At 70.8% G+C, this 23,974-nt stretch carries 20 protein-coding genes; 9 read left to right on the forward strand and 11 right to left on the reverse strand.

The features are described from left to right. The first annotated feature begins 116 nt into the window (after positions 1 to 116). The 7 genes from Q0994_RS23570 to pqqE all read left to right on the forward strand — a co-directional run bounded on the left by Q0994_RS23570 (position 117) and on the right by pqqE (position 6,966). Positions 117 to 2,267 (forward strand): PQQ-binding-like beta-propeller repeat protein, encoded by a 2,151-nt coding sequence (locus Q0994_RS23570; RefSeq protein ID WP_299538074.1) that lies wholly within the window; start codon positions 117 to 119, stop codon positions 2,265 to 2,267. A 221-nt stretch (positions 2,268 to 2,488) separates the two neighbouring features. Next, complete coding sequence (locus Q0994_RS23575; protein ID WP_299538075.1) at positions 2,489 to 3,481, forward strand: ThuA domain-containing protein; 993 nt, start codon at positions 2,489 to 2,491, stop codon at positions 3,479 to 3,481. A 310-nt stretch (positions 3,482 to 3,791) separates the two neighbouring features. Beyond that, positions 3,792 to 3,926 carry a pyrroloquinoline quinone precursor peptide PqqA gene (gene pqqA, locus Q0994_RS23580; protein ID WP_299538077.1) on the forward strand — a complete coding sequence of 45 codons (135 nt, stop codon included), beginning with the start codon at positions 3,792 to 3,794 and terminating at the stop codon, positions 3,924 to 3,926. Between the two features lie 13 nt (positions 3,927 to 3,939). Then, positions 3,940 to 4,836 (forward strand): pyrroloquinoline quinone biosynthesis protein PqqB, encoded by an 897-nt coding sequence (locus tag Q0994_RS23585; RefSeq protein WP_299538078.1) that lies wholly within the window; start codon positions 3,940 to 3,942, stop codon positions 4,834 to 4,836. Next, positions 4,833 to 5,591 carry a pyrroloquinoline-quinone synthase PqqC gene (gene pqqC / locus Q0994_RS23590; protein WP_299538079.1) on the forward strand — a complete coding sequence of 253 codons (759 nt, stop codon included), beginning with the start codon at positions 4,833 to 4,835 and terminating at the stop codon, positions 5,589 to 5,591. The genes Q0994_RS23585 and pqqC overlap by 4 nt, the downstream gene beginning before the upstream one ends. Beyond that, on the forward strand, positions 5,588 to 5,857 hold the full coding sequence (pqqD, locus tag Q0994_RS23595) for a pyrroloquinoline quinone biosynthesis peptide chaperone PqqD (protein WP_299538080.1): 270 nt from the start codon (positions 5,588 to 5,590) through the stop codon (positions 5,855 to 5,857). Before pqqC ends, pqqD begins: the two co-directional genes overlap by 4 nt. Next, entirely contained in the window at positions 5,854 to 6,966 is a 1,113-nt protein-coding gene (gene pqqE, locus Q0994_RS23600; protein ID WP_299538082.1) for a pyrroloquinoline quinone biosynthesis protein PqqE, read from the forward strand. The genes pqqD and pqqE overlap by 4 nt, the downstream gene beginning before the upstream one ends. A gap of 51 nt (positions 6,967 to 7,017) precedes the next feature. On the opposite strand, the gene Q0994_RS23605 is transcribed toward pqqE, so the two are convergent. From Q0994_RS23605 to Q0994_RS23630, 6 genes are all read right to left on the reverse strand, one after another. After that, complete coding sequence (locus Q0994_RS23605) at positions 7,018 to 7,986, reverse strand: carbohydrate kinase (protein ID WP_299538083.1); 969 nt, start codon at positions 7,984 to 7,986, stop codon at positions 7,018 to 7,020. A gap of 67 nt (positions 7,987 to 8,053) precedes the next feature. Further along, positions 8,054 to 9,571, reverse strand: coding sequence for a glycoside hydrolase family 32 protein (locus Q0994_RS23610; protein ID WP_299538084.1), 1,518 nt, complete (start codon positions 9,569 to 9,571; stop codon positions 8,054 to 8,056). Between the two features lie 76 nt (positions 9,572 to 9,647). Then, a complete protein-coding gene (locus Q0994_RS23615) occupies positions 9,648 to 10,520 on the reverse strand; it encodes a carbohydrate ABC transporter permease (protein WP_299538086.1) in 873 nt (290 codons plus the stop codon). 1 nt (position 10,521) lies between these two features. Continuing rightward, positions 10,522 to 11,448, reverse strand: a complete 927-nt coding sequence (locus tag Q0994_RS23620) for a carbohydrate ABC transporter permease (RefSeq protein WP_299538187.1) — start codon at positions 11,446 to 11,448, stop codon at positions 10,522 to 10,524. A gap of 73 nt (positions 11,449 to 11,521) precedes the next feature. Then, positions 11,522 to 12,823, reverse strand: coding sequence for an extracellular solute-binding protein (locus Q0994_RS23625; protein WP_299538087.1), 1,302 nt, complete (start codon positions 12,821 to 12,823; stop codon positions 11,522 to 11,524). A 144-nt stretch (positions 12,824 to 12,967) separates the two neighbouring features. After that, positions 12,968 to 14,002: a LacI family DNA-binding transcriptional regulator gene (locus tag Q0994_RS23630; protein ID WP_299538088.1), complete on the reverse strand. Its 1,035-nt coding sequence runs from the start codon at positions 14,000 to 14,002 to the stop codon at positions 12,968 to 12,970. A gap of 260 nt (positions 14,003 to 14,262) precedes the next feature. On the opposite strand from Q0994_RS23630, the gene Q0994_RS23635 reads away from it, so the two are divergent. Next, entirely contained in the window at positions 14,263 to 17,190 is a 2,928-nt protein-coding gene (locus tag Q0994_RS23635) for a GH32 C-terminal domain-containing protein (protein WP_299538089.1), read from the forward strand. A 91-nt stretch (positions 17,191 to 17,281) separates the two neighbouring features. Next, on the forward strand, positions 17,282 to 20,173 hold the full coding sequence (locus tag Q0994_RS23640; protein ID WP_299538090.1) for a GH32 C-terminal domain-containing protein: 2,892 nt from the start codon (positions 17,282 to 17,284) through the stop codon (positions 20,171 to 20,173). A 170-nt stretch (positions 20,174 to 20,343) separates the two neighbouring features. On the opposite strand, the gene Q0994_RS23645 is transcribed toward Q0994_RS23640, so the two are convergent. The 5 genes from Q0994_RS23645 to Q0994_RS23665 form a co-directional block, all read right to left on the reverse strand. Continuing rightward, positions 20,344 to 20,499 (reverse strand): hypothetical protein, encoded by a 156-nt coding sequence (locus tag Q0994_RS23645; RefSeq protein WP_299538091.1) that lies wholly within the window; start codon positions 20,497 to 20,499, stop codon positions 20,344 to 20,346. Then, the gene (locus Q0994_RS23650; RefSeq protein ID WP_299538092.1) at positions 20,496 to 21,044 is read right to left on the reverse strand and encodes a hypothetical protein; all 549 of its coding nucleotides are present in this window, start codon (positions 21,042 to 21,044) and stop codon (positions 20,496 to 20,498) included. The genes Q0994_RS23645 and Q0994_RS23650 overlap by 4 nt, the downstream gene beginning before the upstream one ends. 972 nt (positions 21,045 to 22,016) lie before the next feature. Then, positions 22,017 to 22,346, reverse strand: coding sequence for a hypothetical protein (locus tag Q0994_RS23655; protein ID WP_299538093.1), 330 nt, complete (start codon positions 22,344 to 22,346; stop codon positions 22,017 to 22,019). Then, positions 22,343 to 22,849 (reverse strand): DUF6232 family protein, encoded by a 507-nt coding sequence (locus tag Q0994_RS23660; protein WP_299538094.1) that lies wholly within the window; start codon positions 22,847 to 22,849, stop codon positions 22,343 to 22,345. The genes Q0994_RS23655 and Q0994_RS23660 overlap by 4 nt, the downstream gene beginning before the upstream one ends. A 337-nt stretch (positions 22,850 to 23,186) precedes the next feature. Further along, positions 23,187 to 23,438: a hypothetical protein gene (locus tag Q0994_RS23665; protein ID WP_299538095.1), complete on the reverse strand. Its 252-nt coding sequence runs from the start codon at positions 23,436 to 23,438 to the stop codon at positions 23,187 to 23,189. Positions 23,439 to 23,974: the final 536 nt, after the last annotated feature.

Genomic DNA, 23,974 nt, shown 5'->3' on the forward strand with positions numbered 1-23,974 from the left:
CGTCAAACCGCACAGCGGACCACGATCCGCTGCTTCGCTCTCTCAGCCTCCCGCCTCCTCGCGCGGACCACCCCGTGGCCCGGCGCTCGGCAGGGGCACGTCACGAAAGAGGGTTCATGGACAGACGCGGCTTTCTCACCAGTGCGGCCGGCACCACGGCGGCCGCAACCCTGCTGGGCGCTCCACCCGCCCAGGCCGTCGCATCACGCACGGGAACGCCGGCCCTCCCCGTCCCCAAGCAGCCGTTCAGGCCGACGGACGCCGACTTCCCCAAGGCGGGCGGCAACCTGGCCAACCAGAACTACTCGTCCCTCAAGAAGATCACCCCGCGCAACGTGAAACAGCTCGGCGGGGCCTGGCACGTCAACCTGGAGGGCGGCGACACCGGCCGCGCCCAGCAGTGCGCCGTCGTCGCCCAGGACGGCGTGCTCTACGTCGCCACCACCCAGCAGAACATCTTCGCCGTCGACGGGCGGACCGGCGCGGTGAAATGGAAGACGAGCGTCGGCTCCGAGACCACCAACATGCGCGGAGTGGCCCTCGGCCACGGCCTCGCGTTCACCATCTCGGGCGAGAACACGGTCTACGCCCTGGACCAGAGGACCGGTGCGGTCGTCTGGACCAGGGAGATGCTCATCGAGGACCAGGGCGACCCCGGTTGCGACCCGGCCAGCGGCCAGTGCGGCGGCAGCAGGGGCAGTCTGGCCGGGGCGGTCGTCTACTGGGACGGCATGATCTACGTCGGCACCCAGGGCAGCACCGCGGGCGCCCGCGGCCGGGGCTACGGACTGGACGCCGCGACGGGCAAGATCGTCTGGACCTTCTGGGGCACCCCGGGGCCGGGGGAGTTCGGGCACGACACCTGGGAGGGGGACACCTGGAAGACGGGTGGCGCGGTGTGCTGGATCCATCCTGCGGTCGACCCCGAACTCGGTCTCGTCTACTGGACGTTCGGCAATCCCTATCCGCGCACCGACGGCTCCACGCGGGGCGGCGACAACCTCTTCGCCAACTGCCTGGTGGCCATCGACGCGAAGACGGGAAAGCGGCGCTGGCACTTCCAGTCCGTACACCACGACATCTGGGACTACGACGGCGTGATGTCACCGGTCCTCGCGGACATCCAGATCGAGGGCCGCAGGCGCAGGGTCGTCGTGTACGGCAGCAAGACCGGGATGTACTACATCCTGGACCGCGCGACCGGCGATCCGGTGCACGGCATGGAGGAGCGCCCGGTGCCGCAGCACGCGGCCCAGAAGACGTCCCCCACCCAGCCGTTCCCCGGCGGTGAGCCGTTCGTGGAGACCGAGCCGCGGATCGACAAGGCCACCCGCCCGGTCCCGTTCTACGCCACCGGCGGCCTCTTCGAGGTGCACTGGGACCGGCCGACCATCCTCTACCCGGGCGCCGGCGGCGGCGCGGACTGGTCGTCCCCGTCCTTCAGCCACCGCACGGGTCTCGTCTACGTGGGGTACGGACTCATCAACTCCGCCTACTCCAACACCCACGGCGGGCGGGTCAACACCGCGCGCCCGCTCGGCGAGTACTTCGCCGGGGGAGTCGTGGCGGTCGATCCGCGTACCAACACGGTTTCCTGGCGCCAGGAGGGCGACTGGTCGCTGGCCCACGGCAACGGGGTCCTGTCCACGGCGAGCGGCGTGCTCTTCCAGGGCCGCCCGGACGGCGTCCTCACCGCCCTGGACGACGTGAGCGGTGAGGAACTGTGGACCTGGCAGTGCGGCGCTGGGGTGAACACGAGCCCGATGACCTACGAGGCCGACGGCGAGCAGTACATCGCGGTCCTGGCCGGCGGGAACGGCCTGCCCTACCCGGACATCCCCAAGGGCGACCACCTGTGGGCGTTCAAGATCGGCGGCAAGGTGCAGCCCGCAGCCGCGCCCGTGCCCCCGTCCAAGCGCAACCAGATCCGCACGGCCGCGGTCAGCGGCACCACTGCGGGCAACACCGTCACGCTGGGCCGCGTCTGGGACAACGCCAGGAGCGCGCCCGGCGCCACGGAGAACCTGGTGGCGCAGAACGCCATGTCCCCGCAGCACCTCGCCGTCCCGCGGGGCAGCGCGGTCACCTTCACCAACCCCGCCACCAACAAGACCGCCCACGGCGCGGTCGCCTTCTTCGAGGCCGAGTTCGACACCGGTCTGCTGATGCCGGGCGAGTCGTACACGTACACCTTCGACACGCCGGGCGAGTTCTTCTACAACGACCCGGTCTCCCCGCAGAGCACGGGCAAGATCGTCGTTTCCTGACCGCACGCCCGTCACGACGCGCACACATGCTCCGTCCGGGCGCCCCGCGCCGTGCCACGCCCGCGCGCGTCTCCCGGCCGACCTCCCGCGCCGACGCGCCCCGCCGCGGCGCCCCCCTCACCACGCGCGCAGCCGGCCGCCGCTCCGTCCCATCCCTCGGGCACCCGCTCGCCGCGGCGTGCCGTTCCGGCGCATTGCCGACAGAAGAAGAGGACACAACCATGTCAGGAAGAACGCTCCGGGCACGAGCCCGGAGCACGCGCACGGCGGTGCTCACCACCCTGGGGCTGATGGTCGCGATGATCGTCGCACTCATCGCCACCGGCACCCTCAGCGTCGCCCACGGCCGCATCGGCACCGGGGCACAGGAGTTGGGCGACCCGGACTACGGGGTCTGCCGGGGCCTCGACGACGACTGCTACCACGACTGGGGCAACTTCGACCCGGCCGACGGCTACCGCATCCTGCTGTACACCCGCACGGCGGGACCCCGGCACGCCAACCTCGGCCCCGCACTGCCGGCCGGCCTCAACCCGCCGCTGAGCGACGCCAACGTCGTCCAGAAAGCCATGGTCAAGCTGGGCGAGACGGGCGGCTTCCAGGTCGACTACACCGAGGACGTCGCCCAACTCGCCTCCCCGAACACCCTGTTCAAGTACAACGCCGTCGTCTTCTTCTCCACCAGCAGGGACGCGCTGGACGACTCCGCGCAGACCTCGCTGCGCCAGTACATCCGCGGGGGCGGCGGCTTCGTCGGCATCCACAACGCCTTCGGCACCGAGTACAACTGGCCGTGGTACGAAGGCCTGCTGGGGAACGCGAACTTCTACGACCACGGCCCGGCGCAGCCGGGAACCGTCCGGACGGTGGAACGCAAGGACGCCTCCACCCGGGAACTCCCGGCCCGCTGGAACTTCACGGACGAGTGGTACAACCTCGTGCCCTCCCCGACCCGGGTGCGGGTCCTCGCCGAGGTGGACGAGAGCACCCTCGCCAAGGGCGTCGCCGGCAACTACAGCCACCCCGGTCACGGCGACGACCACCCGGTCGCCTGGTGCCAGTACTACGACGGCGGCCGGTCCTGGGTCACCACGCTGGGCCACGACGCCAAGCAGTTCACCACGGACGGCTCCTTCGCCGGCGCGGCCGAGTTCCAGAAGCTGATCGTCGGCGGCATCCAGTCCGCCGCCGGCATGAAGCCCTTCTGCGCGTAGCTCCGGGGCGAACCCGGACGGACCGGCGGCTCCGGCGCGCCGCGCCGCCGGCCCGCCCCGCAGTGAGGGCCGGGGAGCCACGGATCACCTCCGTCCCACCCCTTGTCACCGCCGCGCGCCCTGTCTAGCGTAGGGGCGTACCACTAGGCGGAACGTTGAATCCACGCAGCGGTCCCGCTTCGGTCGACAGGGCCTCTCGGCACCCTCCGTCCGGGCCTCTCCGCCCCACGAACGCCCCACGGGCCGCCAGGACTTCGGCCGCCCGCGGCTCCACTCCCACCCCGCGCACCCCCTTCGGAAGGACACCGACATGCTTGAGCCCACCGCGGACACCACCCCCCGGGCCGACACCACGACCGCCACGCCTGCGGGCTGGAGCACCCCGGACTACACCGTGGTCGACACGGCCATGGAAGTCACCGCCTACTCCCTCAACGCCCTCTAGACAAGGCATCACCGTGCTGCTGCTCACGCTGGGCACGGCGGCCGGTGGAGGGGTTCCCCAGTGGAACTGCGCGTGCCCCGGATGCTCCGGGGCACGCGCCCACCACGACCGCCGGCGCACCCACGACTCCCTGGCCGTGATCGGTGATGAACCCTCCTCCTGGTTCCTCGTCAACGCGGGCCCCGACGTCACGGACCATCTGGAAGCCCACGCGGCACTGCGCCCCGGACCCGGCGACGAACGCACACCGGTCGTCCGGGTCCTGCTCACCGACGCCGAACTCGACCACACCATCGGGCTGCTCAGGCTGCGCGAGGCCCGGCACATCGAGATCCACGCCACCGAACCCGTGCGCCGGGCGCTGCGCGATCGCCTCGGCCTGGACGCCACGCTCACCCCGTACACCACGCTCTCCTGGCACGACCTGCCGCGGACGGGCCAGAACCCGGCGGTCGTCGCGGGGATCGAGACCTCCGCCGTCCACCTGTCCGCCAAACGCCCGCGGTACGCCGCCGACGCACCCGAGGACAGCGGCTGGGTCGCGGCCGTCAGACTGCACGACCCCGTCCGGGGCACCACGGCCCTGTACGCCCCCGCGCTCGCGGAATGGAGCGGGGAGTTCGCCGAAGAGGCCGCCGCGGCCGACTGCGTGTTCGTCGACGGCACGTTCTGGGACGACGAGGAACCGCGTCGGTCGGGCGTCTCCTCTCGCACCTCCACCGGCATGGGCCATCTGCCCGTCCACGGCCCCGGAGGGACCGCTGAACGGCTGGCGAAGCTGCCGGCCCGCTGCCTCTACACCCACCTCAACAACACGAATCCCCTGGTCGACCCCTCCGCACCCCAGCACGGCGTCCTGGCCGGGCGGGGGCTCGAAGTGGCACAGGACGGGATGGTGATCGAGCTATGACGACAGCACCGGTGCGCCCCGGCCCTCCGGCCCCGCACCCCGCGGAACCGCGCGACACCCCCTTGGCCCCCGCCGGGTTCGAGGCCGAACTGAGGGAACTGGCGCGAAGCCGGTACCACGACGCGCACCCGTTCAACGTACGGATGCACCGGGGGGAACTGAGCCCGGACGAACTGCGCGCCTGGGTCGCCAACCGCTTCCACTACCAGACCAGCATCCCCGTGAAGGACGCCCTGATCCTGGCGAAACTCCCCGGTCCGGCCATGCGCCGCTCCTGGCTGCGCAGGATCCAGGACCACGACGGCATCGCCGACGGCGAGGGCGGCATCGAGCGCTGGCTGCGGCTCGGTGAGGCCGTCGGACTGGAACGCGCGGAGATGGAGTCGGGCAGGAACGTCCTGCCCGGAGTGCGGTTCGCCGTCGACGGCTACGTGAACTTCTGCCGGCTCGCCCCCGTCCTGGAGGCCGTCGCCTCCTCGCTCACCGAGCTGTGCGCGCCGGACATCATGACGACCCGGCTGGAGACCTTCCCCGTCCACTACCCGTGGATCGAGGAGTCGGGTCTCGCCTACTTCCGCGGCCGGGTCCCGCAGGGCCGCCGGGACGGCGCCGAGGCGCTGGCCTGGGTGATCGACCGGGCGCGGACCCGCGAGGACCAGCTCAGGGCACTGTCGGCCCTCGCCTTCAAGTGCGACGTCCTGTGGTCCCTGCTCGACGCGGTGGAGCACGGTGGCAGGCCGGGGAGCCCCCGATGACCTCGTCCGCGGCCGACTGGCGCCCGCGCACGTCACCTGCCGTCGTCCTGCGCCGCGACCGCACGCGGGGCAAGGACGTCCTGCTGATGCCGGAACGCGTCGTGGTGCTGGAGGGCGGCGCCCGCTGGATCATCGAACTCTGCGACGGTACGCGCACGGTGGCGGGCATCACCGACGAGCTGCGGGGACGCTTCCCCGGCGCGCCCGTCGAGGCCGAGGTGGGGCCGTTCGTCGAGCGGCTGCGCAAGGAAGGCTGGATCACATGACCACGACACCCCCGCCGCCCCCCTGGGCCCTCCTGGCGGAACTGACGCACGCCTGCCCGCTGCACTGCGGCTACTGCTCCAACCCCCTGGAACTCAACCGTCGTTCGCGTGAGCTCACCGCGCCCGAGTGGGCGGACGTCTTCCGCCAGGCGGCCGGCCTGGGCGTGCTGCAGACCCACCTCTCCGGCGGCGAACCGCTGCTGCGCCAAGACCTGGAGGACATCGTCTCGGCCGCCGAACAGGCGGATATATACACCCAGTTGGTCACCAGCGGATCCGGACTCACCGGAACGCGGCTCGCCGCGCTCGCACGGGCCGGCCTGCGCAGCGTCCAGCTCTCCGTGCAGCACGCGGACGCCGCCGCCTCGGACCGCATCGCGGGCGCCAAGGCGTTCGCCGCGAAGGAGTCCGCAGCGGCCCTGGTCAGGGAAGCGGGCCTGCCGCTCGGGGTCAACGTGGTCCTGCACCGGCACAACCTGGACGCGATCGACGGTCTCGTGGAGCTGGCACTGCGCTGGAAGGCCGACCGCATCGAGCTCGCCAACACCCAGTTCTACGGCTGGGGCCTGCTGAACCGGGAGGCGCTGATGCCCGCACGGGACCAACTGGCCCGCGCCGCGGAGAGCGTGAGCCGGTGGCGCCGCGAACTGGAGGGCCGGCTGGAAATCGTATGGGTCGCTCCGGACTACTTCGACGGCGTGGCGAAGCCCTGCATGGGCGGCTGGGGAGCGGTCTCCCTCACCGTGACACCCGACGGCACGGCACTGCCGTGCCCGGCCGCCGCGACCCTGCCCGGACTCTCCCCGGTCAACGTCCGCGACCACCCGCTGCGCTGGATCTGGGAGGAGTCGACAGCCTTCACCCTCTACCGGGGCGAGGAGTGGATGCCCTCACCGTGCCGCGGCTGCGAACGACGCACCCAGGACTTCGGAGGCTGCCGGTGCCAGGCCTTCGCGCTGACGGGCGACGCCACCCGCACGGACCCGGCGTGCTCGCTCTCCCCCGACCACGCGATGCTCACCGCGCTGACCCGCACACCGCCCGGCGACCTCTCCGACGTGATTCCGCGCCGGCCGACCGCTGGACCGCGGGCCACCACCGCCGTCTGACCGGCCGGTGAGCCGCGCACCGCGCGCGGCGGCGCCACCGGCACGGCCAGGTCAGCGGCCGGTCCGCAGAGCCGGCGCGTCCGCCCAGGGCGGGTCCGCTCCGGGGACGGAACACGTCAGGGCGGCGACGCGGGCGGCGAACGAGCAGGCGTCGGCGACCTCTTCGACGGACAGGCCGTCGAGCCGGCCGCCGAGGTGTCCGAGTCCGTCGAGGCGGTGCAGCAGGCCCGCGGTGAAGGAGTCGCCCGCGCCGACCGTGTCCGCGACCTCGACGTGCGGCGCCGGGACCGTGAGACGTGAACCGTCCAGGGAGGCGAGGGCGCCCCGACCACCGAGGGTGATGACGACGAGACGTGCTCCGGCGGCGTGCCATATGTCGCACGCCTCGTCGAGACCGACGCCCGGAGCGAGGAGGGCGCAGTCGTCCTCGCTGAGGCGGAGGATGTCGGCGACGGCGCACCAGCGCGCCAGCCGTTCGCGATAGGCGGCGGGCGGCACGAGCAGGGGGCGGACATTGGGATCGACGGACACGGTGGCGTGCGCGCGTGCCCGGGTGAGGTAGTCCTCGATGCGGCTGCCGCCGGGCCGGCGGATCAGGGCGAGGGAGCCGGTGTGCACGCAGACCGCGTCGTCGGGTCCCGTCCCGGTGAGTTCGTGGTCGGTCCACTGCCAGTCGGCGGCCCCGTCGGCGTAGAAGGTGTAGGCGGCCTGACCGGTCGGGTCGAGGTCGGCGACGGCGAGCGTGCTCGGCTCGGAGGCGGTCACGCTGCCGGTCAGGTCGACGCCGGACGCGGTGAGGCGGGCCCGGAAGAGGGCGCCGAAGGCGTCGTCGGAGAAGCGCCCGCGAAAGCGCGTCGGGCTGCCGAGCCGGGCGAGGGCGACCGCGGTGTTGGCGGGGCCGCCGCCGGGCAGGGCGCGCAACGCCAGTCCGTCGGCGCCCGGCGCGCCGGGATCCGTGAAGATGTCGGCGACGTTCTCGCCGAGAACGGTGAGGCTGCCGGGGGACCCGGTTCGGGCCATGGTGGCCGTTTCCTTCCAAAGAGGGTGCGGAGTGGTCGCCCCGCACCGGGGAGGGTGCGGGGCGAGATCACATCGTCGGGGACGGGGACGGGGACGGGGACGGGGTCGCACGGCTCGCGGGCGTCGGGGCCGCCGTGCGCCGGCCCGACAGGAGCGTGTCCGGGCGGGCGTTCTCCAGGGCCAGGTTCCATGCCTCGACGGTGAACTCACCGCGTCCGGTCCCCGTCGTACGGGCTTCCAGGCGCCACGGCCCGTCGCCGACCGGATAGAACCGCAGGGTGAGGACCTGCCCGTCCAGGTAGACCTCGGCGATCGACCCGTCCACGACCACCCGCAGCTCGACCGGGGTGCCGGGACGCGCGGCGGCCGGACAGGGAACGGTGTACGCGCCCGTGCGGGCCCGTGGGTCCCGCGACGCGTGGCCGCGGTCGACGACGAGGTGCCCGGCCGCCGGATCGAGGCTGATGTCGAGGAACTCGGAGCCGTCCGCGGAGGTGACCAGGCGCAGCCCGCTCGTGCCGGTGGTGTCGGGTACCAGGGTGGCGGTGAGGTCGAAGGCGCGGCCCACCTCGCCGAGTCCGGCGGGCTCGGACCGGGTGACGTGCCCGGTGCCGTGCAGCACCCGCTCGCCGCGCAGGGCCAGCAGCTCGCGGGCCGGGCACTGGGCCACCGTCCCGTCGGCGGTGAGGGTCACCTCGCGGGGGAGCGTGAGGACGCCGGCCCAGCCGTCTTCGTGCGCCCAGCTGTCGTCGCGGGCCTCCCACGCCCACCCCCACAGCAGCCACCGGTCTTCCCCCGGCGCCTTCAGCAGGGCCGGGGCGTACAGATCGGGTCCGTGGTCCAGGGGGGCGGGGGAGGCGTCCGGGGTGAAGCGGCCCCGCTGTTCGGAGCCGGTGTGGACGGTGGTGTGGCTGGGGCCGCTCAGCGGGGTCCAGTCGCTGACGACCAGAACGCTCCGGCCGCCGAAGGTCGCGTACTGGGGGCACTCCCAGCCGACCGGGCCCGAGCCCTTCGCGACGTCGCTGGTGTGGAAGGGGCCGAGGTAGGCCCAGGTCTCCAGGTCGTTCGACTCGTACAGCAGCGCCGCGGCGCGGCCGTCGTCGAGGGCCGCGCCGACGAGCAGCCGCCAGCGTCCGTCCTGCCGCCAGACGTAGGGGTCCCGGAACATGGTGGTGCCCGCGGGGGGTTCGGCGATCAGCAGCTCCGGACGCTTGGTCCAGGTGCGGCCGTCGTCGTGCGACCGTGCGGTGGTGACCGGCTGCCACCAGCGGTCCTTGCGGTGGGCGGAGTAGAAGGCCAGCAGGCTGCCGTCGACGGAGACGGCGTTGCCCGAGTAGCAGCCGTCGGCGTCGTAGCCGCCCGGGGTGGGGGTGAGCGCGACGGGGAAGGGCTCCCAGTGGATCAGGTCCGGGCTGCGGAAGTGCCCCCAGTGCACGTTCGAGTGCTGCGGTCCGTGCGGGTTGTACTGGAAGAACACGTGGTAGTGGCCGTCGTGGAAGACGAGCCCGTTGGGATCGTTGATCCAGTTGCGGGGCGGCCGCAGGTGGACGGCCGGGAGGTGGGGGTCGGCGGGCGACGTGGACACGCGGGGCCTTTCTCAGGATGCGCGGAGCGCAGGGGCGTCACGGGGGCGACGGGCGGCGGCGGTGCCGCCGCGCGGGTCAGCCCTTGACGCCGCTGGAGGCGATGCTGTTGACGAAGGAGCGCTGGAACGCCACGAAGAGGGTCAGGATCGGCACGGTGATCATGGAGGAGTACGCCATGATCTGGCCCCAGCCGACGTTCAGCTGGAAGAAGTAGGAGATGCCGACCATCACCGGCCGCAGGTTCTCGCTCTGCACGACCATCAGCGGCCACAGGTAGGAGTTCCAGGCCGGCAGGAAGGTCAGGATCGCCACGGTGGCGACGGCCGGCCCGGACAGGGGCATGACGATGCGGCGGTAGATGGTGAACCAGCCGGCGCCGTCCACGATGGCGGCCTCGTCCAGCTCCTTGGGGATGCTCCGGAAGTACTGGTGGAAGAAGAAGACCGAGAAGGCGTTGGCGACGAACGGCAGGATCTGCACCTGGTAGGTGTCCATCCAGCCGGTGCTCCACTGCAGGTGGAAGCCGTGGACGCTCAGCAGCGGGAGTTGGTTGACCCACCACACCAGCGGCAGGGCGAAGGTCTCGAACGGCACGATGAGGGTGGCGATGACGGCGGTCAGGACGAGCTTGCGGCCCGGCCACCGCATCCGGGACAGCGCGAAGGCGGCCAGGCTGTTGACGAGGAGGCCGAGCACCACGGTGACCGAGGAGATCAGTACGGAGTTCAGCAGGAACCGTGCGGCCGGGACACGGTCGAACACCGCTGCGTAGTTGTCCAACGAGAGGGCGCCGACCGGCAGGAAGGCGCTCGGGGAGTCCAGGTCGCCGAAGATCTGGTCGTCCGGCTTGAACGACGAGACGAGCATGAAGACGAGCGGGAGCGCGAAGACCAGCGCCAGGACGATGCGGCCGGCGTGGCCGCCGAGGTGCTTGAGGAAGGAAGTCATGTCAGTCCTTCTCCCGGGTCAGGAAGCGCTGGAGGAGGGAGACGCTCAGTACGAGCACGAAGAAGATCAGCGAGATGGCCGCCGCGTAGGCGGTCTGCTGCTGGTCGTAGCCGGTGTGCACCGCCTGGTGGACGACGGTGGTGGTGGAGTCGAGGGGGCCTCCCTGCGTCATCACCCGGATCTGGGTGAACAGGCTGAAGGCCGCGATGGTGATCGTGACGAGCACGAAGGTGCGGGTGGCGCGCAGGCCCGGCCAGGTGACGTGGCGGAAGCGGTCCCAGCGGGTCGCCCCGTCGAGGTCCGCGGCCTCGTACAGCTCGGCGGGGATGGTCTGGAGCCCGGCCAGCCAGATGATCATGTGGAAGCCGACGCCCTGCCACACCGACATCAGGATGATGGCGGGCATCGCGGTGGCCGGGTCGCCCAGCCAGTCCGGCCCGTCGACACGGCCGAGGGTGAGCGTGGACAGGACGTGGTTGACGAGGCCGTCCTCCCGGTAGAGGAAGGTCCACAGGAGGGACACCACGACCATCGAGGTGACGACCGGCAGGAAGTAGACGGTCCTGAAGAAGTTGACGCCGCGTACCTTGGCGTTGACCAGCAGGGCCAGCACCAGGGCGAGGCCGGCCTGGAGCGGCACGACCACGACGGCGAAGTAGGCCGTGTTGCGCAGGGACTTGTAGAAGGCCGGGTCCTGGAACAGCAGAGTGAAGTTCCTCAGACCCACGAAGCGGGCGGGAGTGGGCGAGACGAGCCTCGCGTCGGTGAACGCCAGGGTGAAGGCCAGAGCGACCGGTATGACGAGGAAGACGATCAGGAGCACGACGGCCGGGGTGGCCATGCCGAGGGCGACGAGGCTCTCACGGCGACGGGCGTTGGTCGTTCGGGTTCGCCGGACCGGACGCAGCCGTTCCCGGGCTGCGATCATGGTGGGCACGGAGATCTCCAGGGGATCGGTCCGGTTCGGGCGGCGGCATCGCGTCCGAACCGGACCGGGCGGGTCAGTCGGAGTAGTAGTTGTTCGTCTTCAGGTTGCTGTCGATGTCCTTCGCGGCCTGCCCGAGCGCCTTCTTCGGGTCCGCGCCGGCCAGGATGTCCTTGGCGGCCTTCTCGAACTCGGTGGAGATGTAGGGGTAGGCCGGGGTGGCGGGGCGCACCTGCGCGTACTCACGCGCGAAGTCGACGAGCACGTCGAACGTGCCGCCCGGCTCGTAGTCCGCTATCTCCCGCGCGGCGGCGTCGGTGGCCGGGATGGTGCTGGTGGCCTTGGCGTAGTCGACGAAGTACTTGTTCTGCCGGGAGAACTTCAGCCACTCCTGCGCGCCGGCCTTGTTGGAGCAGGTGGAGCTCATGGCCCACTGCCAGGAGGCGCCGCCGATCTTGGGCCCGTTGCCGAAGTCCACCGGAGGGATGATCGCCAGGTCGTCGCCGAACTTCTCGGCGTTCTTCGCCGCGTTCCAGCTGCCGTCCCACTGGATGGCGCTCTTGCCGGCCAGGAAGTCCTTGTTGGGGTCGGCTCCGGACTTCTTCGCGATGTACTTCTTGGCCACCAGCGACTGGAACCAGGTGGCCCATTCGACGGCCTTCTCGCCGTCGAGGGCGCCCGAGGCCTTCTTGTAGTCGCGGCGGTCGACCAGGTCCCCGCCGAAGCTCTGCAGCTGCGGGGAGTAGCCGTAGGACCACCATTCACCCGTGCCGCCGGTGCCCATCTCCAGCGGGTAGTCGAACTCGCCGCTCTTCTTCAGCTTGGCCAGCGCGCCGTCGAACTCGTCCTTCGTCCACGGCTTCTCCATGGTGGCGACACGGATTCCGTTCGCCTCCAGCACGGACTTGCGGGCGAAGAAGGCCAGCGAGACGTCGTAGAAGCCGAACGCGTACAGCTTGTCGCGGTACTTGCCCACGGTGCTGGGCAACTGGCCGAGGACGGGCACCTCGCTGCCGGAGACGTCGATCGGGTCCAGGTACCCTCCCCACGCCCAGTTCGCCACGTTCGGGCCGTCCACGTCCAGCAGGCAGGGCAGCTTGTGGGCGGAGGCGGCCGCCACGACCGAGTTGTTGTAGTCGCTCTGCGGGAACGCCTGCAGCTTGACCTCGTACTTCTCCTGGGAGCCGTTGAAGTCCTTGATGATCTTCTTGACGACGTCGAGTTCCACCGAGTTGCCGGCGTTGTGCGTCCACAGCGTCAGCGTGTTGCCGCTGGCACCGGACGTGCTCCCGCCTCCTGAGGTGCACCCGGCGACCAGCGCGGTCGCCGCGGTGACGGCTACACTCGCAGCAGCGAGGCGTCGTGTTCTGAACAGCATGAGGTTCCTCCATCTCACTGAGACGGGTCTTGCAGGACCCGCCCTCGGCGACCGGTTGCGACGGTCGCTGTTCTTGGTGGCCGTCCCGCCGCCCGCCCGGAGTCATCGGCGCGGGCGGCGGGACGGCTGTCTTCGGTGTCGGCGTCAGCCCCGGGCGGGAGCGCCGAGGGACGCGCGGCTTCGCAGCGGCATGGGCACGCGGTGGACGACGGCTTCGAGCGGCCCCGGGCGGAGGATCAGCTCCACCGCGAGATGCCCGAGCTGGTAGTGCGGCAGCCGCAGCGTGCTGAGCGCCGGACGCAGGACGGACGCGATGTCCTGGTCGTCGAACGAGATGACCGACACGTCCCCGGGCACCGACAGGCCTGCCTCACCGAGCGCCTGGTAGGCGCCGAAGGACACCCGGTCGGCCAGGCACACCAGCGCGCGGGGCCGGTGTCCCGCCGCCAGCAGGGCGGACACCTCCCGGTAGCCGTCGACCGTGTCCCAGTCGCACTCGACGACACCCTCCAGACGCGCTCCGCCCTCCCGGAGGATCTCCTCCAGACCGCGCATGCGCTCGTTGCCGGCGATGATCCCCTCCGGGGTCGCCGGCACGGCCTGATGACCGCCGATCGCCCAGATCCCCCCGGTGTGCCCGGCCGCCAGCAGGGCGCGGGCCGCGTCCCGTCCGGCCTCCAGCTCGTCCGGGACGACGGAAGGCGCGTCGAAGCCGGGAGCCAGGCAGTTCAGCAGAACCACCCGGCGCCCGAAGAGCTCCCGGGGCGGCGTCACGTACCGGGTGAACATGGACGCGTAGATCACCGCGTCGACCTGACGGTCCAGCAACGCGTGGACCAGCGACGACTCCGCGGCGCGGTCGCCACCCGCTTCGGTGATGAAGAGCAGGTGGTCCCGCTCGCGGGCGGCCTCCATCGCGCCGCGGATCACGTCACCGGCGAACGGCGTCGTGGTGATCTGGTCCGACACCAGTCCGATCGTCTGGGTGGACTTCGTCCGCAGACTGCGCGCGGTGACGTTCGGACGGTAGCCCAGCTCCCTGGCCGCCTCCAGCACCCGTTCGCGGGAGGCGTCGGAGATGCGCATGTCGGTACGGCCGGACAGGGCGAACGACGCGGTCGTCGGCGAGACGCCCGCCTTGCGGGCCACGTCCGCCATGGTCACGCGACGCTCGGACATCGGTGGATCACCCCGTTCGGCTAAATCGGATTAGCAAGGTGTGACGAGAGTGCGTCACCTGTCATGTGGTGTCAACACCCCGGACATCTCGCCTGCGTAACGGTGCCCGTATGTCGCTGTTCATGGTGATGTGCGGGGCGCGCAGTCGAAATCCGTATGCGTTAGCCCTTGCTTTAGCGGACGCGGCGCGCGAACCATGCCGACCCATCACCTAAAACGATTTGGCAGACCGTCAGGCTGCCATCCACCCAGGAGCTCGCATGAGGAGAAGAACAGCCCTCAGGGTCGTGTCCGCCGCCGTCGGGGGCGCCGCCGTCCCGTTCTCGTCCGCCCCCGCCGCCGCCCGGGGCCGGTCGATGCCGGGCGCCCCCGTCGCCCGCTGGGACTTCGACGAGCGGGCCGGCGCCGTCACCCGGGAAGCGGTCTCCGGGTCGGCGGACGGGGTCGACCACGTCTTCGCCGACGCCCGCTTCAAGCCCGACAGCGATCCGGTACGCCGTCGCGGCGTACAGGGCCGGGCGCTGTACTTCGACGGCTACTCCACCGTCGTCTCCGCCGAGGGCCCCGGCGCACTCGACCTCGCCGACGGCCTGACCATCGACACCTGGATCGCGCCCTACGCCTACGAGCACGGCATCGACGGCAAGCCCCAGGCCCTGGTCAACCAGCACGACCCCGACGCGAGGGCCGGTTTCCTGCTCGGCCTGCGCCGGTTCGGCCAGATCGTCTTCCAACTCGGTTTCGGCACCGCACTCATCGAGGTCAGGGGCGCTGCGGACCAGCCGGCCGCGAAGAACAGATGGACCCACGTCGCGGCCACCTACGACCCGGCCGCCCGGCAACTGCGCCTGTACCGCGACGGCCGCCCGATCGGGATCGCCACCACCCCGGAGCAGGACCCCGTGCCCGCCGCCGGCGAGCCGCTCCTGATCGGCAAGCACAACCGGCCCACCCTGCTCAACGGCGAGTTCCACGCCAACATGTACATGGGGCTGATGGACAGCCTCGTCGTCCGACCCGGCACCCTCGACGACGCGACGGCCCGGGACGAACACGCCGCGAGGGTCGCCGCCCTGCCGGGCCGCCGCGTCCCCCGACCGGACCTGACCCCCGACCGGGCGCGCTACGACGGCGACCGGCACCGCCCCCAGTTCCACCTGCTGCCGCCCTGGCACTGGATGAACGAGCCGCACGCGCCCGTGTACTTCCGGGGCAAGTACCACCTCTTCTACCAGCACGATCCGCTCGGCCCCCTCTGGGGCCAGATCCACTGGGGGCACGCGGTCAGCACCGACATGGTGCACTGGCGCGACCTCCCCCTCGCCCTCGCCCCCGCCGCGGACTCCGTCGGTCCGGACGGCTGCTGGTCGGGCTCCGCCTGGGTCGACGGGGACCGGGGACCGGTCCTGTTCTTCACCGGCGGCGACGACCGGCTGCCCCACCGCCAGCGCACCGGGCTCGCCGTCTCCACCTACCAGGCCGACCGGGACACCGACCTGCCCACCTGGACGATGAGACCCGAACCGGTCACCGAAGCCCCGGCGGCGCTGCCCGCCGGCCCCGGAACCGCATGGGCGGAGAACTTCCGCGACCCGTTCGTGTGGGAGGAGGACGGCACCTGGTACCAACTGGTCGGCAGCGGGATCGTCGACTACGACGGCACACGGGTCACCCGCAAGTACGGCGGGACCGCCCTCCTCCACACCGCCCGACGCCCCGAAGGGCCCTGGACGTACCGAGGCCCGTTGTACCGGAACGACCTCGCCACGGTCCCCGAGCCCGGAGAAGTGTGGGAACTACCGGTCCTCCTGCCGCTTCCCGGCCCCCGGGGCAGGAGCACGGGGAAGCACATCCTGCTGATCTGCCCGTGGTGGGAAGGCTTCCACCCGGACGCCGTCAAGCACACGTACTACTGGATCGGCACCTTCGACAAGCGCGCCCACCGCTTCGTGCCCGACCACGAGCAGCCCCGCGAGTTCGACTTCGGCGAGCACTTCACCGGCCCGTCCGGCTTCGTCACCCCCGACGGCCGTTCCGTGGTCTTCAGCATCACCCAGGACCGCCGCACCGAACAGCAGCACGCCCAGTCCGGGTGGGCGCACAACGCCGGCATGCCCGTCAGCCTGTCGCTGCTCCCGGACGGAAGGCTCGGAGTCGAACCGATCGCCGAGGCGGCCACTCTGCGCGGCGAGAGACTCGTCCGCGTCCGGAACTCCTCGGTGGAGGAAGCCGACCGGCGGCTCACCGGCGTCTTCGGCGACCTGCTCGACATCAGCGCCGTCATCGAGCCGCGCGGCGCACGGACGGTCACACTCGCGGTCCGCGCCTGCGCCGACGACATCGAAGCCACCCTGCTGTCCTACGACACGGCCGAGCACCGCTTCCAGATCGACCGCAGCCGCTCCAGCCTCGATCCGGACGTACGCAAGGGCGTCCACGGCGGGAGCGTGGAACTCGACGGCGGACGGCTGAAGCTGAGGGTCCTGCTCGACCGCTCGATGCTGGAGGCGTACGTCAACGGCGGCAGCAGCCTCACCAGCCGCGTCTACCCCACCCGCGAGGACGCCACCGGTCTGCGTCTGACCGCCGAGGGCGGATCCGCCCACGTGGTGTCCCTCGACGTCTGGCGCATGAACGGCGCCTGGGGCGGGGCGGTCGCCCCCGCCTCGTACGACCCGCCACGTCCCACGGACGTCGACGCGCTCCCCAACCACGACTTCGCCACCGGCGACCTCACGGGCTGGACCGTCGTCTCCGGCACGACCTTCGGCGACGCCAACGTCACCACCCGCTCCGACTGGGGCTGGGGCGGGCCCTTCTACCAGGCCGAGACCGGCGAAGACCCGGGCGGCCACCACCTGTGGGGCTTCAACCCCGACGCAGGCGGAGACGACGCCGCCGGCGTGCTGCGCTCCGCCACCGTGGTGCTCGGCGGAGACGGCGTGGTCGACCTGCTCGTCTCCGGCGGCAACGACCCCGAAAACCTCTACGCGGCCGTCGTCCGCGCCGACGACGGCACGGTCCTCGCCAAGGCCACCGGCCGCGGCGCCGAGCAGTACCGCCGGGTCGTCCTCGACCTCGCCGCCCACATCGGCGAACGGATCTACGTCGAGATCGTCGACCGCGCCGCCGGCGGCTGGGGCCACATCAACGTCGACGACGTCAACGTCCCCGTCCAGCGCCCCTGAGACCCCCACACGCGCTGCCCCTGAACGCACCGGCGTCCAGGGGTGCCGCACCCGCTCCATCCGCCCGCCCCACCCCATGACGGAGGTCCGCATGCGAACGTGCTCACCGGCGAAACACGCCCCGGGAAGCAGGCGCACACTGCTGCGCCTGCTCCTGGCCCTCACGATATGCCTCGGCCTGACCTCGCCCCTGATGGCGAAGACCGCCCGTGCCGCGGTGACCAACCTGTCCAACCCCGGCTTCGAGACCGGCAACCTCAGCGGCTGGTCCACCACCGGCTCCGCCTTCGCCGCATCGGTCAGCGACGATCCTGGATGGGGGTGGGGATGCTGCTTCAACCAGGCGGGCACCTACCACCTGTGGGGGTTCGCCGGAGCCGGCGACGACGCCACCGGAACCGTCACGTCCGAACCGTTCACGCTGACCGGTACGGGGATGGTCAGCGCCCTGGTGTCCGGCGGACGCAATGAGGCCCAGCTGTACGTCGCACTGACCACGTCGGACGGAACCGTCCTGCACAAGGCGACCGGGACGGACGACGAGGCGTACCGCCGCGTCACCTGGGACGCCCGCGACCACCTCGGCGAGCAACTGCGCATCACCGCGGTGGACCGGGCCGCCGGCGGCTGGGGCCACATCAACCTCGACGACGTCCGGGTCGGCGTCGACAAGGCGCCGGACACGGCTCAGCAAGGGCTGGCCGCCTACTGGGACTTCGCCGAAGGCCGGGGCACCACGACCACGGAGCGGATCAGCCAGGCCGCCGATCCCATCAGCTACGTGTTCAACGACGCGGTGTACAAGCCCGACAGCGCACCCCTGTGGCGCACCGGACGCGAGGACGAAGGGGTGCTCTCCGGCGCGCTCCTGTTCGACGGCTACTCCACCTGGGTCACCCGCGCCGCGTCGCAGACGCAGATCCCCACCGACGGCATGACCGTCGAAGGGTGGGTCGCGCCGCGCGCCTTCGAATGGGGAGACGAGGGCAAGCCCTCCGCCATCGTCAACCAGCAGGACAAGGGCGCCCGCCGCGGCTTCTCCCTCGGCGTCGGCCGGCACGGGGTGTGGGAGTTCGGCGTCGGTACCGGGGACGCCTGGTACGAGCTGAAGGTACCCAGGGCCGCGGCCCTGGCCGCGGGGAAGTGGGCTCACCTCGCCGCGGTGTTCGCGCCGGGTGAAGGCGCCATCAGGCTGTTCCTGAACGGCACGCAGGTCGCCCAGACCGCCATCCCCACCACCGCCCGGCTGGCCAAGGCCGACGTTCCGCTGATCATCGGACGCCACAACCAGCCCGCCATCATCAACGGCACCTTCGCCGTCAACATGTTCAACGGTCTGATCGACGAGGTGAAGGTCCACACCGGCCCGCTCACCCCGGCAGCCGTCAGGGCGAGCCACGACAAGGACCTGGCGACGTTCGGCGGCGGCAGCATCCCAGCAGCCCGCATGGCCATGGACCGCGCACGCTACGACGGCGACCGCTACCGTCCCGGATACCACTTCACCGCCCCCAACCACTGGATGAACGAGCCTCACGCCCCCATCCAGGTCAACGGCACCTACCACCTCTTCTACCAGCACAACTCCCACGGGCCCTACTGGCACAACATCGGCTGGGGCCACGCGGTCAGCAAGGACCTGGTCCACTGGCGCGACCTGCCCGACGCCCTCGTGCCGACCGCCGACAGCGTGGCACCCGACGGCGTCTGGTCCGGCGACTCGACGCTCGACGAGAACGGCGTCCCCGTCCTGCTGTTCACGGCGGGGAACGACGCCCAACGCCCCAACCAGGCGACCGGTCTCGCCCGCCCCGTCGACCCGAGCGACCCCGACCTGGTCGAGTGGAAGATGCACCCCACCCTGGTCACCAGCCAGACCGCCGACCTCAACGTCGGCACCGGACGCAAGGTCCGCTTCGGCGACTTCCGCGACCCGTTCGTCTGGAAGGAGGGGGACACCTGGTTCCAGCTGATGGGCTCGGGCGTCCAGACCACCTCGGGCACGGACGTCGGCGGCACCGCTCTCCTCTACACCTCCAAGAACCTGACCGACTGGACCTACTCCGGCCCCCTGATGACCGGTGACGTGGCGGCCCACCCCAAGACCGGCCAGGTCTGGGAACTGCCCACCTTCCTGCCGATCGGCAAGGACGCCCAGGGCCGCCAGCGCAGGGCGCTGCTCGTCAACCCGGCCTTCCCCGCCGGCCCCGGCGAGTACAGCAGCAAGTACGTCTACTACTGGGTCGGCACCTGGGACGCCGGCGCCCGCCGATGGACACCCGACACGACCGAGCCCAAGCTGATGGACTACGGCGACCACTTCACCGGTCCCAGCGGAACGGTCGACGACAAGGGCCGCTCGCTGGTCTTCAGCATCGCCCAGGACCGGCGCACCGAACGCGCCCACTACGACGCCGGCTGGGCCCACAACGCCGGCCTGCCCATCGAACTGTCCATGCGGCCCGACGGAGACCTCGGCTTCCGCCCCGTGGAGGAGGTCTCCCGCCTCCACACCGGCGCACCGCTGGTGGACATCACCGCGCCGACGTCCATCAACGACGTAAATTCGCGCCTGGCCGCCGTCAAGGGCGACATGCTCCACATCAAGCTGACCATGAAGCGAGGCAGCGCCGGCACCTTCGGCCTCGACGTCCTGCGCAGCCCCGGGGACGAGGAACGCACCCGCCTCTTCTACGACGGCCCTGCCGGGCAACTGGGCGTCGACCGCACACGATCCGGGAACAACTCCAGCTCCGAACCGGACCTCGGCATCCAGAAGGGCCCGCTCACCCTCTCCGACGGCACGCTGACCCTCGATGTCTTCCTGGACCGCTCGATGGTCGAGGCGTACGCCAACGGCCACAAGTCCCTGACCACCCGCGCCTATCCCTTCCGCCAGGACTCCCTCGGCCTGCGGCTGTTCGGGGACGGCAGCACCGTCACGTCCATGACCGTCTGGAGGATGGGCGGTCTGACCGACTGAACCACCGGGTGCGGATCCGCGTCGTCCCGCACGCACGTGCCGCGTCCACCGGAGTTCACCGGTGGGCGCGGCACCGCGCGCCGGACCGGACACGTCCCGGCCCCGTCCGTGCTCCGCCGCTCCCGCGCACCGCCTGGGCAGGGAGGATGCCATGCCCATCATCGGCCCGTTCACCGGCTGGGATTTGTGCCCTCCCGCCGACGCGAGGGCGTTGTCCACCAGAGACCGAGGTAGCGGGTGGCCCAGTTGGTGATCACCGGGTTGCCGCTGATGACGGTGACGCCCTGGTCGTCCGTGTGGACGCGGGTTGCGAAAGTCGAGGTCATGAGCGCTCCTCCAGTGTGATGCGGAGGTGGGTGTACGCGGTGGCCGGCTTGGTTTGGGCAGCGGCCAGATCGCGGGACTCGGTGGAGTCCAGGGGCGGAAGGCACACGGTCGGGCGTCCGGCCGTGAACCGCAACGGCATTCCGAGGTAGCCGCCCTCGTGGGGGGCGGACAGTTCGATGACGCCGTCGGTCCGGCCGAGGACGCGTGCGAGGGCGGCGACGGTCGCGCCGGCGGGCCCGGAACGGACGCGGCCGATGCCCGCCGCAATCCGGCCGGGCCGGGCAACGAGTTCTTCACGGACGCGCTGGACGTGGATGCGGGCGGGTCGGCCGTGGATGGTGGGGGAGGAGGCGCAGATCACCGCGCGGTCACCGTGCTCGCCGATGACGTGCCCCTCGACGGCGTGCGTCGGTACCCCGGCCATGCGGGCCAGGATCAGCCGGCACCGGGCGGTGTCCGTGCTCGGTCCGATGTTCCGGACCCGGTTGCACCCGGACACCTCGGCGAACAGGCGCGGCATGATGTCGACGGGGTTGGTCACCATTATCACCGGCACGTGCCCGGCCAGTTGTTGGGCGAGACGTCGATGGTGGCCCCGTTTGCACGGAGCCCGGCCATGCGTACGTCGCGGGTGTGGGTGTTGACGAACTGGGCCCGAGGGCGGTCTGGTGGAGTACGGCGGGCCGCTGATGCCGTCGCACTTCCTGGCGAACGTGCCGGGGATGGACCGTTCGGGAATCGAGGTGTGTTCCACGAGGAACACGCCGGCAGAGCGGTGCAGGACGGGGGCCGGCTCGGCGCACACCCGACTGCAGAAGGCCGGCGGTGCGGTTACGTTCCTGGGCGATGGCGTCGGTCAGTGCGGTTCCGGGAACGTGTTCGGTGCACAGGCCGCCGGGCCGGTATCCGGCGACGGCAGGTACGCGCAGCCCGGCGGTGGCGAGGGTCCGGCGCTGAGCGGCTTCCCGTTCGAGGAGTGTGCCGGGCGAGGCGAGGTAGGCGGCCTGAGCCACCCTGACGGCGGCCCAGCCCCGGCGCTGCCGCGGAACACCGACACCAGCGGCATCCCCAGTATGTCGACTTTGGCGTAGAGGGAGCGGCCGTCGACGTTCAGCTCCTGGACGTGGCTGGTGACGCTCGGGACGATGGGGGACCGGGCTGTATGGCGGCGGTCGGCCAAAGGGTTGGGGCGGCGGCAATCCGGACAGCGAGACGGCCCCTGCTTAGCGCGCGCGAGGCGGGGGCCGCTGGTACGCCTCCGACTACACCCGGCCTCGGTGTGGCCCGCGGCAGTCAACCTGCTCGAACATGGCGATGCTCCCTCCCGCACGCTGGAGCAAGGAGGAGATCTCCTTCGCCCAGCTCGGGGCGCCACATGTCCGGACAGCAGGACGACCCCCTCCCGCGCGCTGGGAAGGGGGCCGTCCTGCTGTGGACTTCGAGATTGTGGGCGCTGCTCAGACGGGGGACGTTGCTGGGGGTGGGAGCGAGCGCGGGCGGAAGGCCGGCCGTGGGCTCACGCTCCGCCCCAGGACTCCATCACTCCGCGCGCAGCTTCCACCACGGGAACCCCGACGCTGCCGATCATGGTGGCGACTCCCGCGATGCTGGTAAGGGCCAGACGGACCCTGCTCGGCTCCGCACCGCTTCCGGGGGCCAAGGTCTGCATGCCAGCCTCCACGACGGGCAGGTCTTCCTCCGCCAGGTGGGGGCGCAGGGTTGCGACGGCGATCTGCAGACGGCGCAGCGCCTCCTCCTCGGACGGTGGCGTGTGGTGGTGCACGATGCCGGTGTTGTGGTCTCCGTGCTGAGTGACGGCGTCGCCGATGTGTATGCGCTCTGTCATGACCTGACCTTCTTCCCCGTGTTGTGGTTTCCGTACTGGTTGATGAGGTCCCCGACGTGCAGGGTCTCCACCCGCAGCGAGAAAGAGGCATGAGGGTCATCGATCGCGTCCATGATCATGTTCACTAGCCGGTACACCTCGTCCAGCGACCAGCTCACCAAGGCGGTCTCCGGTGAGCCCGCCGTTTCGATGATCAGGGCGTAGAAAGTCTTCCGGAGAAGAATTCTGACCAGTCGGATTACCGTCGCAGCGAGAAGCAGGCCCATTATGAACTGACTGAACGTTCGCAGTCCCGTCGCACCTGCGGCGTTCATGATCCAGAACCAGATGCCCGTCGCCAGAGCGAGCAGAGCGATGCGTCTGACGAAACTCTTGACCGCGTGCGCATAGGGGGGCTTGTACATCGCCGCCTGTGCGCGCGCAATGTTCTGGAGGGGATATGCCGCCGAACCAACCCATAACACTCGTCTGCTGACTCTGACTTCGAGCGTCTCGCTCTTCAATTGCCCCCAGTGTCACTCTTTACGGATGCACCAGCATCCACTACGTGCTGTACACCGGCAAGCGTCCGGCCTGCCGTGTGCCGTCGCAAAACAGCCAACTCACCAACTCACTTACGAGTTGCTGTGGTCCGGCCCCTGGGGCCCGGCGCCCCTCCGTGATCTCCAGCACCCGTTGGCCCACGCCCTCCGAAGGCTGCTGCCGACGGGGAAAGGGGCCCCGCCACGCCCCCCCTCTGACCCAGGGCCCGCCCCAGCACCCCGAACACCGACCCGACAGCACAACGGCCCCCTTCTCGCCGCGCGAGACAAGGGGGCCGAACCGTACGCGACCAGCCGGTCACAGATCCCGATCCCGATTCCATCGCGATACCGACATCGCGTAGAGCACGTTCCCGATTCCGGCCGTGCACATCAGCAGCCAGAAATGGACCCACGCCGACTGCCGGCGACGACGCACCCCGCCATAGCCGCCCACGGCAGCCGACGCGGCAGCCGACGGCGACGCCGCCGAGGACGAACTGTTGTTGATGATCACGGTGCGAACCGGCCCGTTGTACGGGGTCGGCTGCTGGTCTGGTGCGGTCGACATGCCCGTTGTCCTCCTGAAAGCGCTGGTGCTGGAGCGACCGCGCCCTAGGCATGCAGATCAGATCACCGCAGGGGAATCGCGGCGCGTCACCCGGAAGAGGGCGACCACGGCAGCCCTCTCCCACGTCGTGCGGGCAAGGGGGCCGTCGCCGATTCAGCTGGCCGGCCTCGTCGCTGGCCTCCGGCCTGGCCAAGCGCCCTTACGACCTGAGGCACGCCGGGATTCCCTTCTGGCTGTACTCGGGTGTGGATCCCGCTGAGTGTGCTCGTCCAGCGGGCCAGAGCATCGAGGTTCTCTTTCGCTTCCACGCCAAGTTCCTCGACGGCCTCCAGGAGCACGCCAACCGCCTCATTGAACAGTCGATGAGGGAGTGGGACCGCGTCAGCCGAGGCGCAGCTCCGGTCGAGTGAACCGTACTGGACCGGAAATAGACCGGAACGGCTGGTCCGGGGCGGGAATGCCGTGGGAGGAACTGGGATTTCCCCGTGCCTCACTCTCGATCCCTTCCGGGTCGAAGGGCGGGCGCCTGACCGGTG

The organism is uncultured Streptomyces sp., assembly GCF_947488945.1.
Taxonomy (GTDB): domain Bacteria; phylum Actinomycetota; class Actinomycetes; order Streptomycetales; family Streptomycetaceae; genus Streptomyces.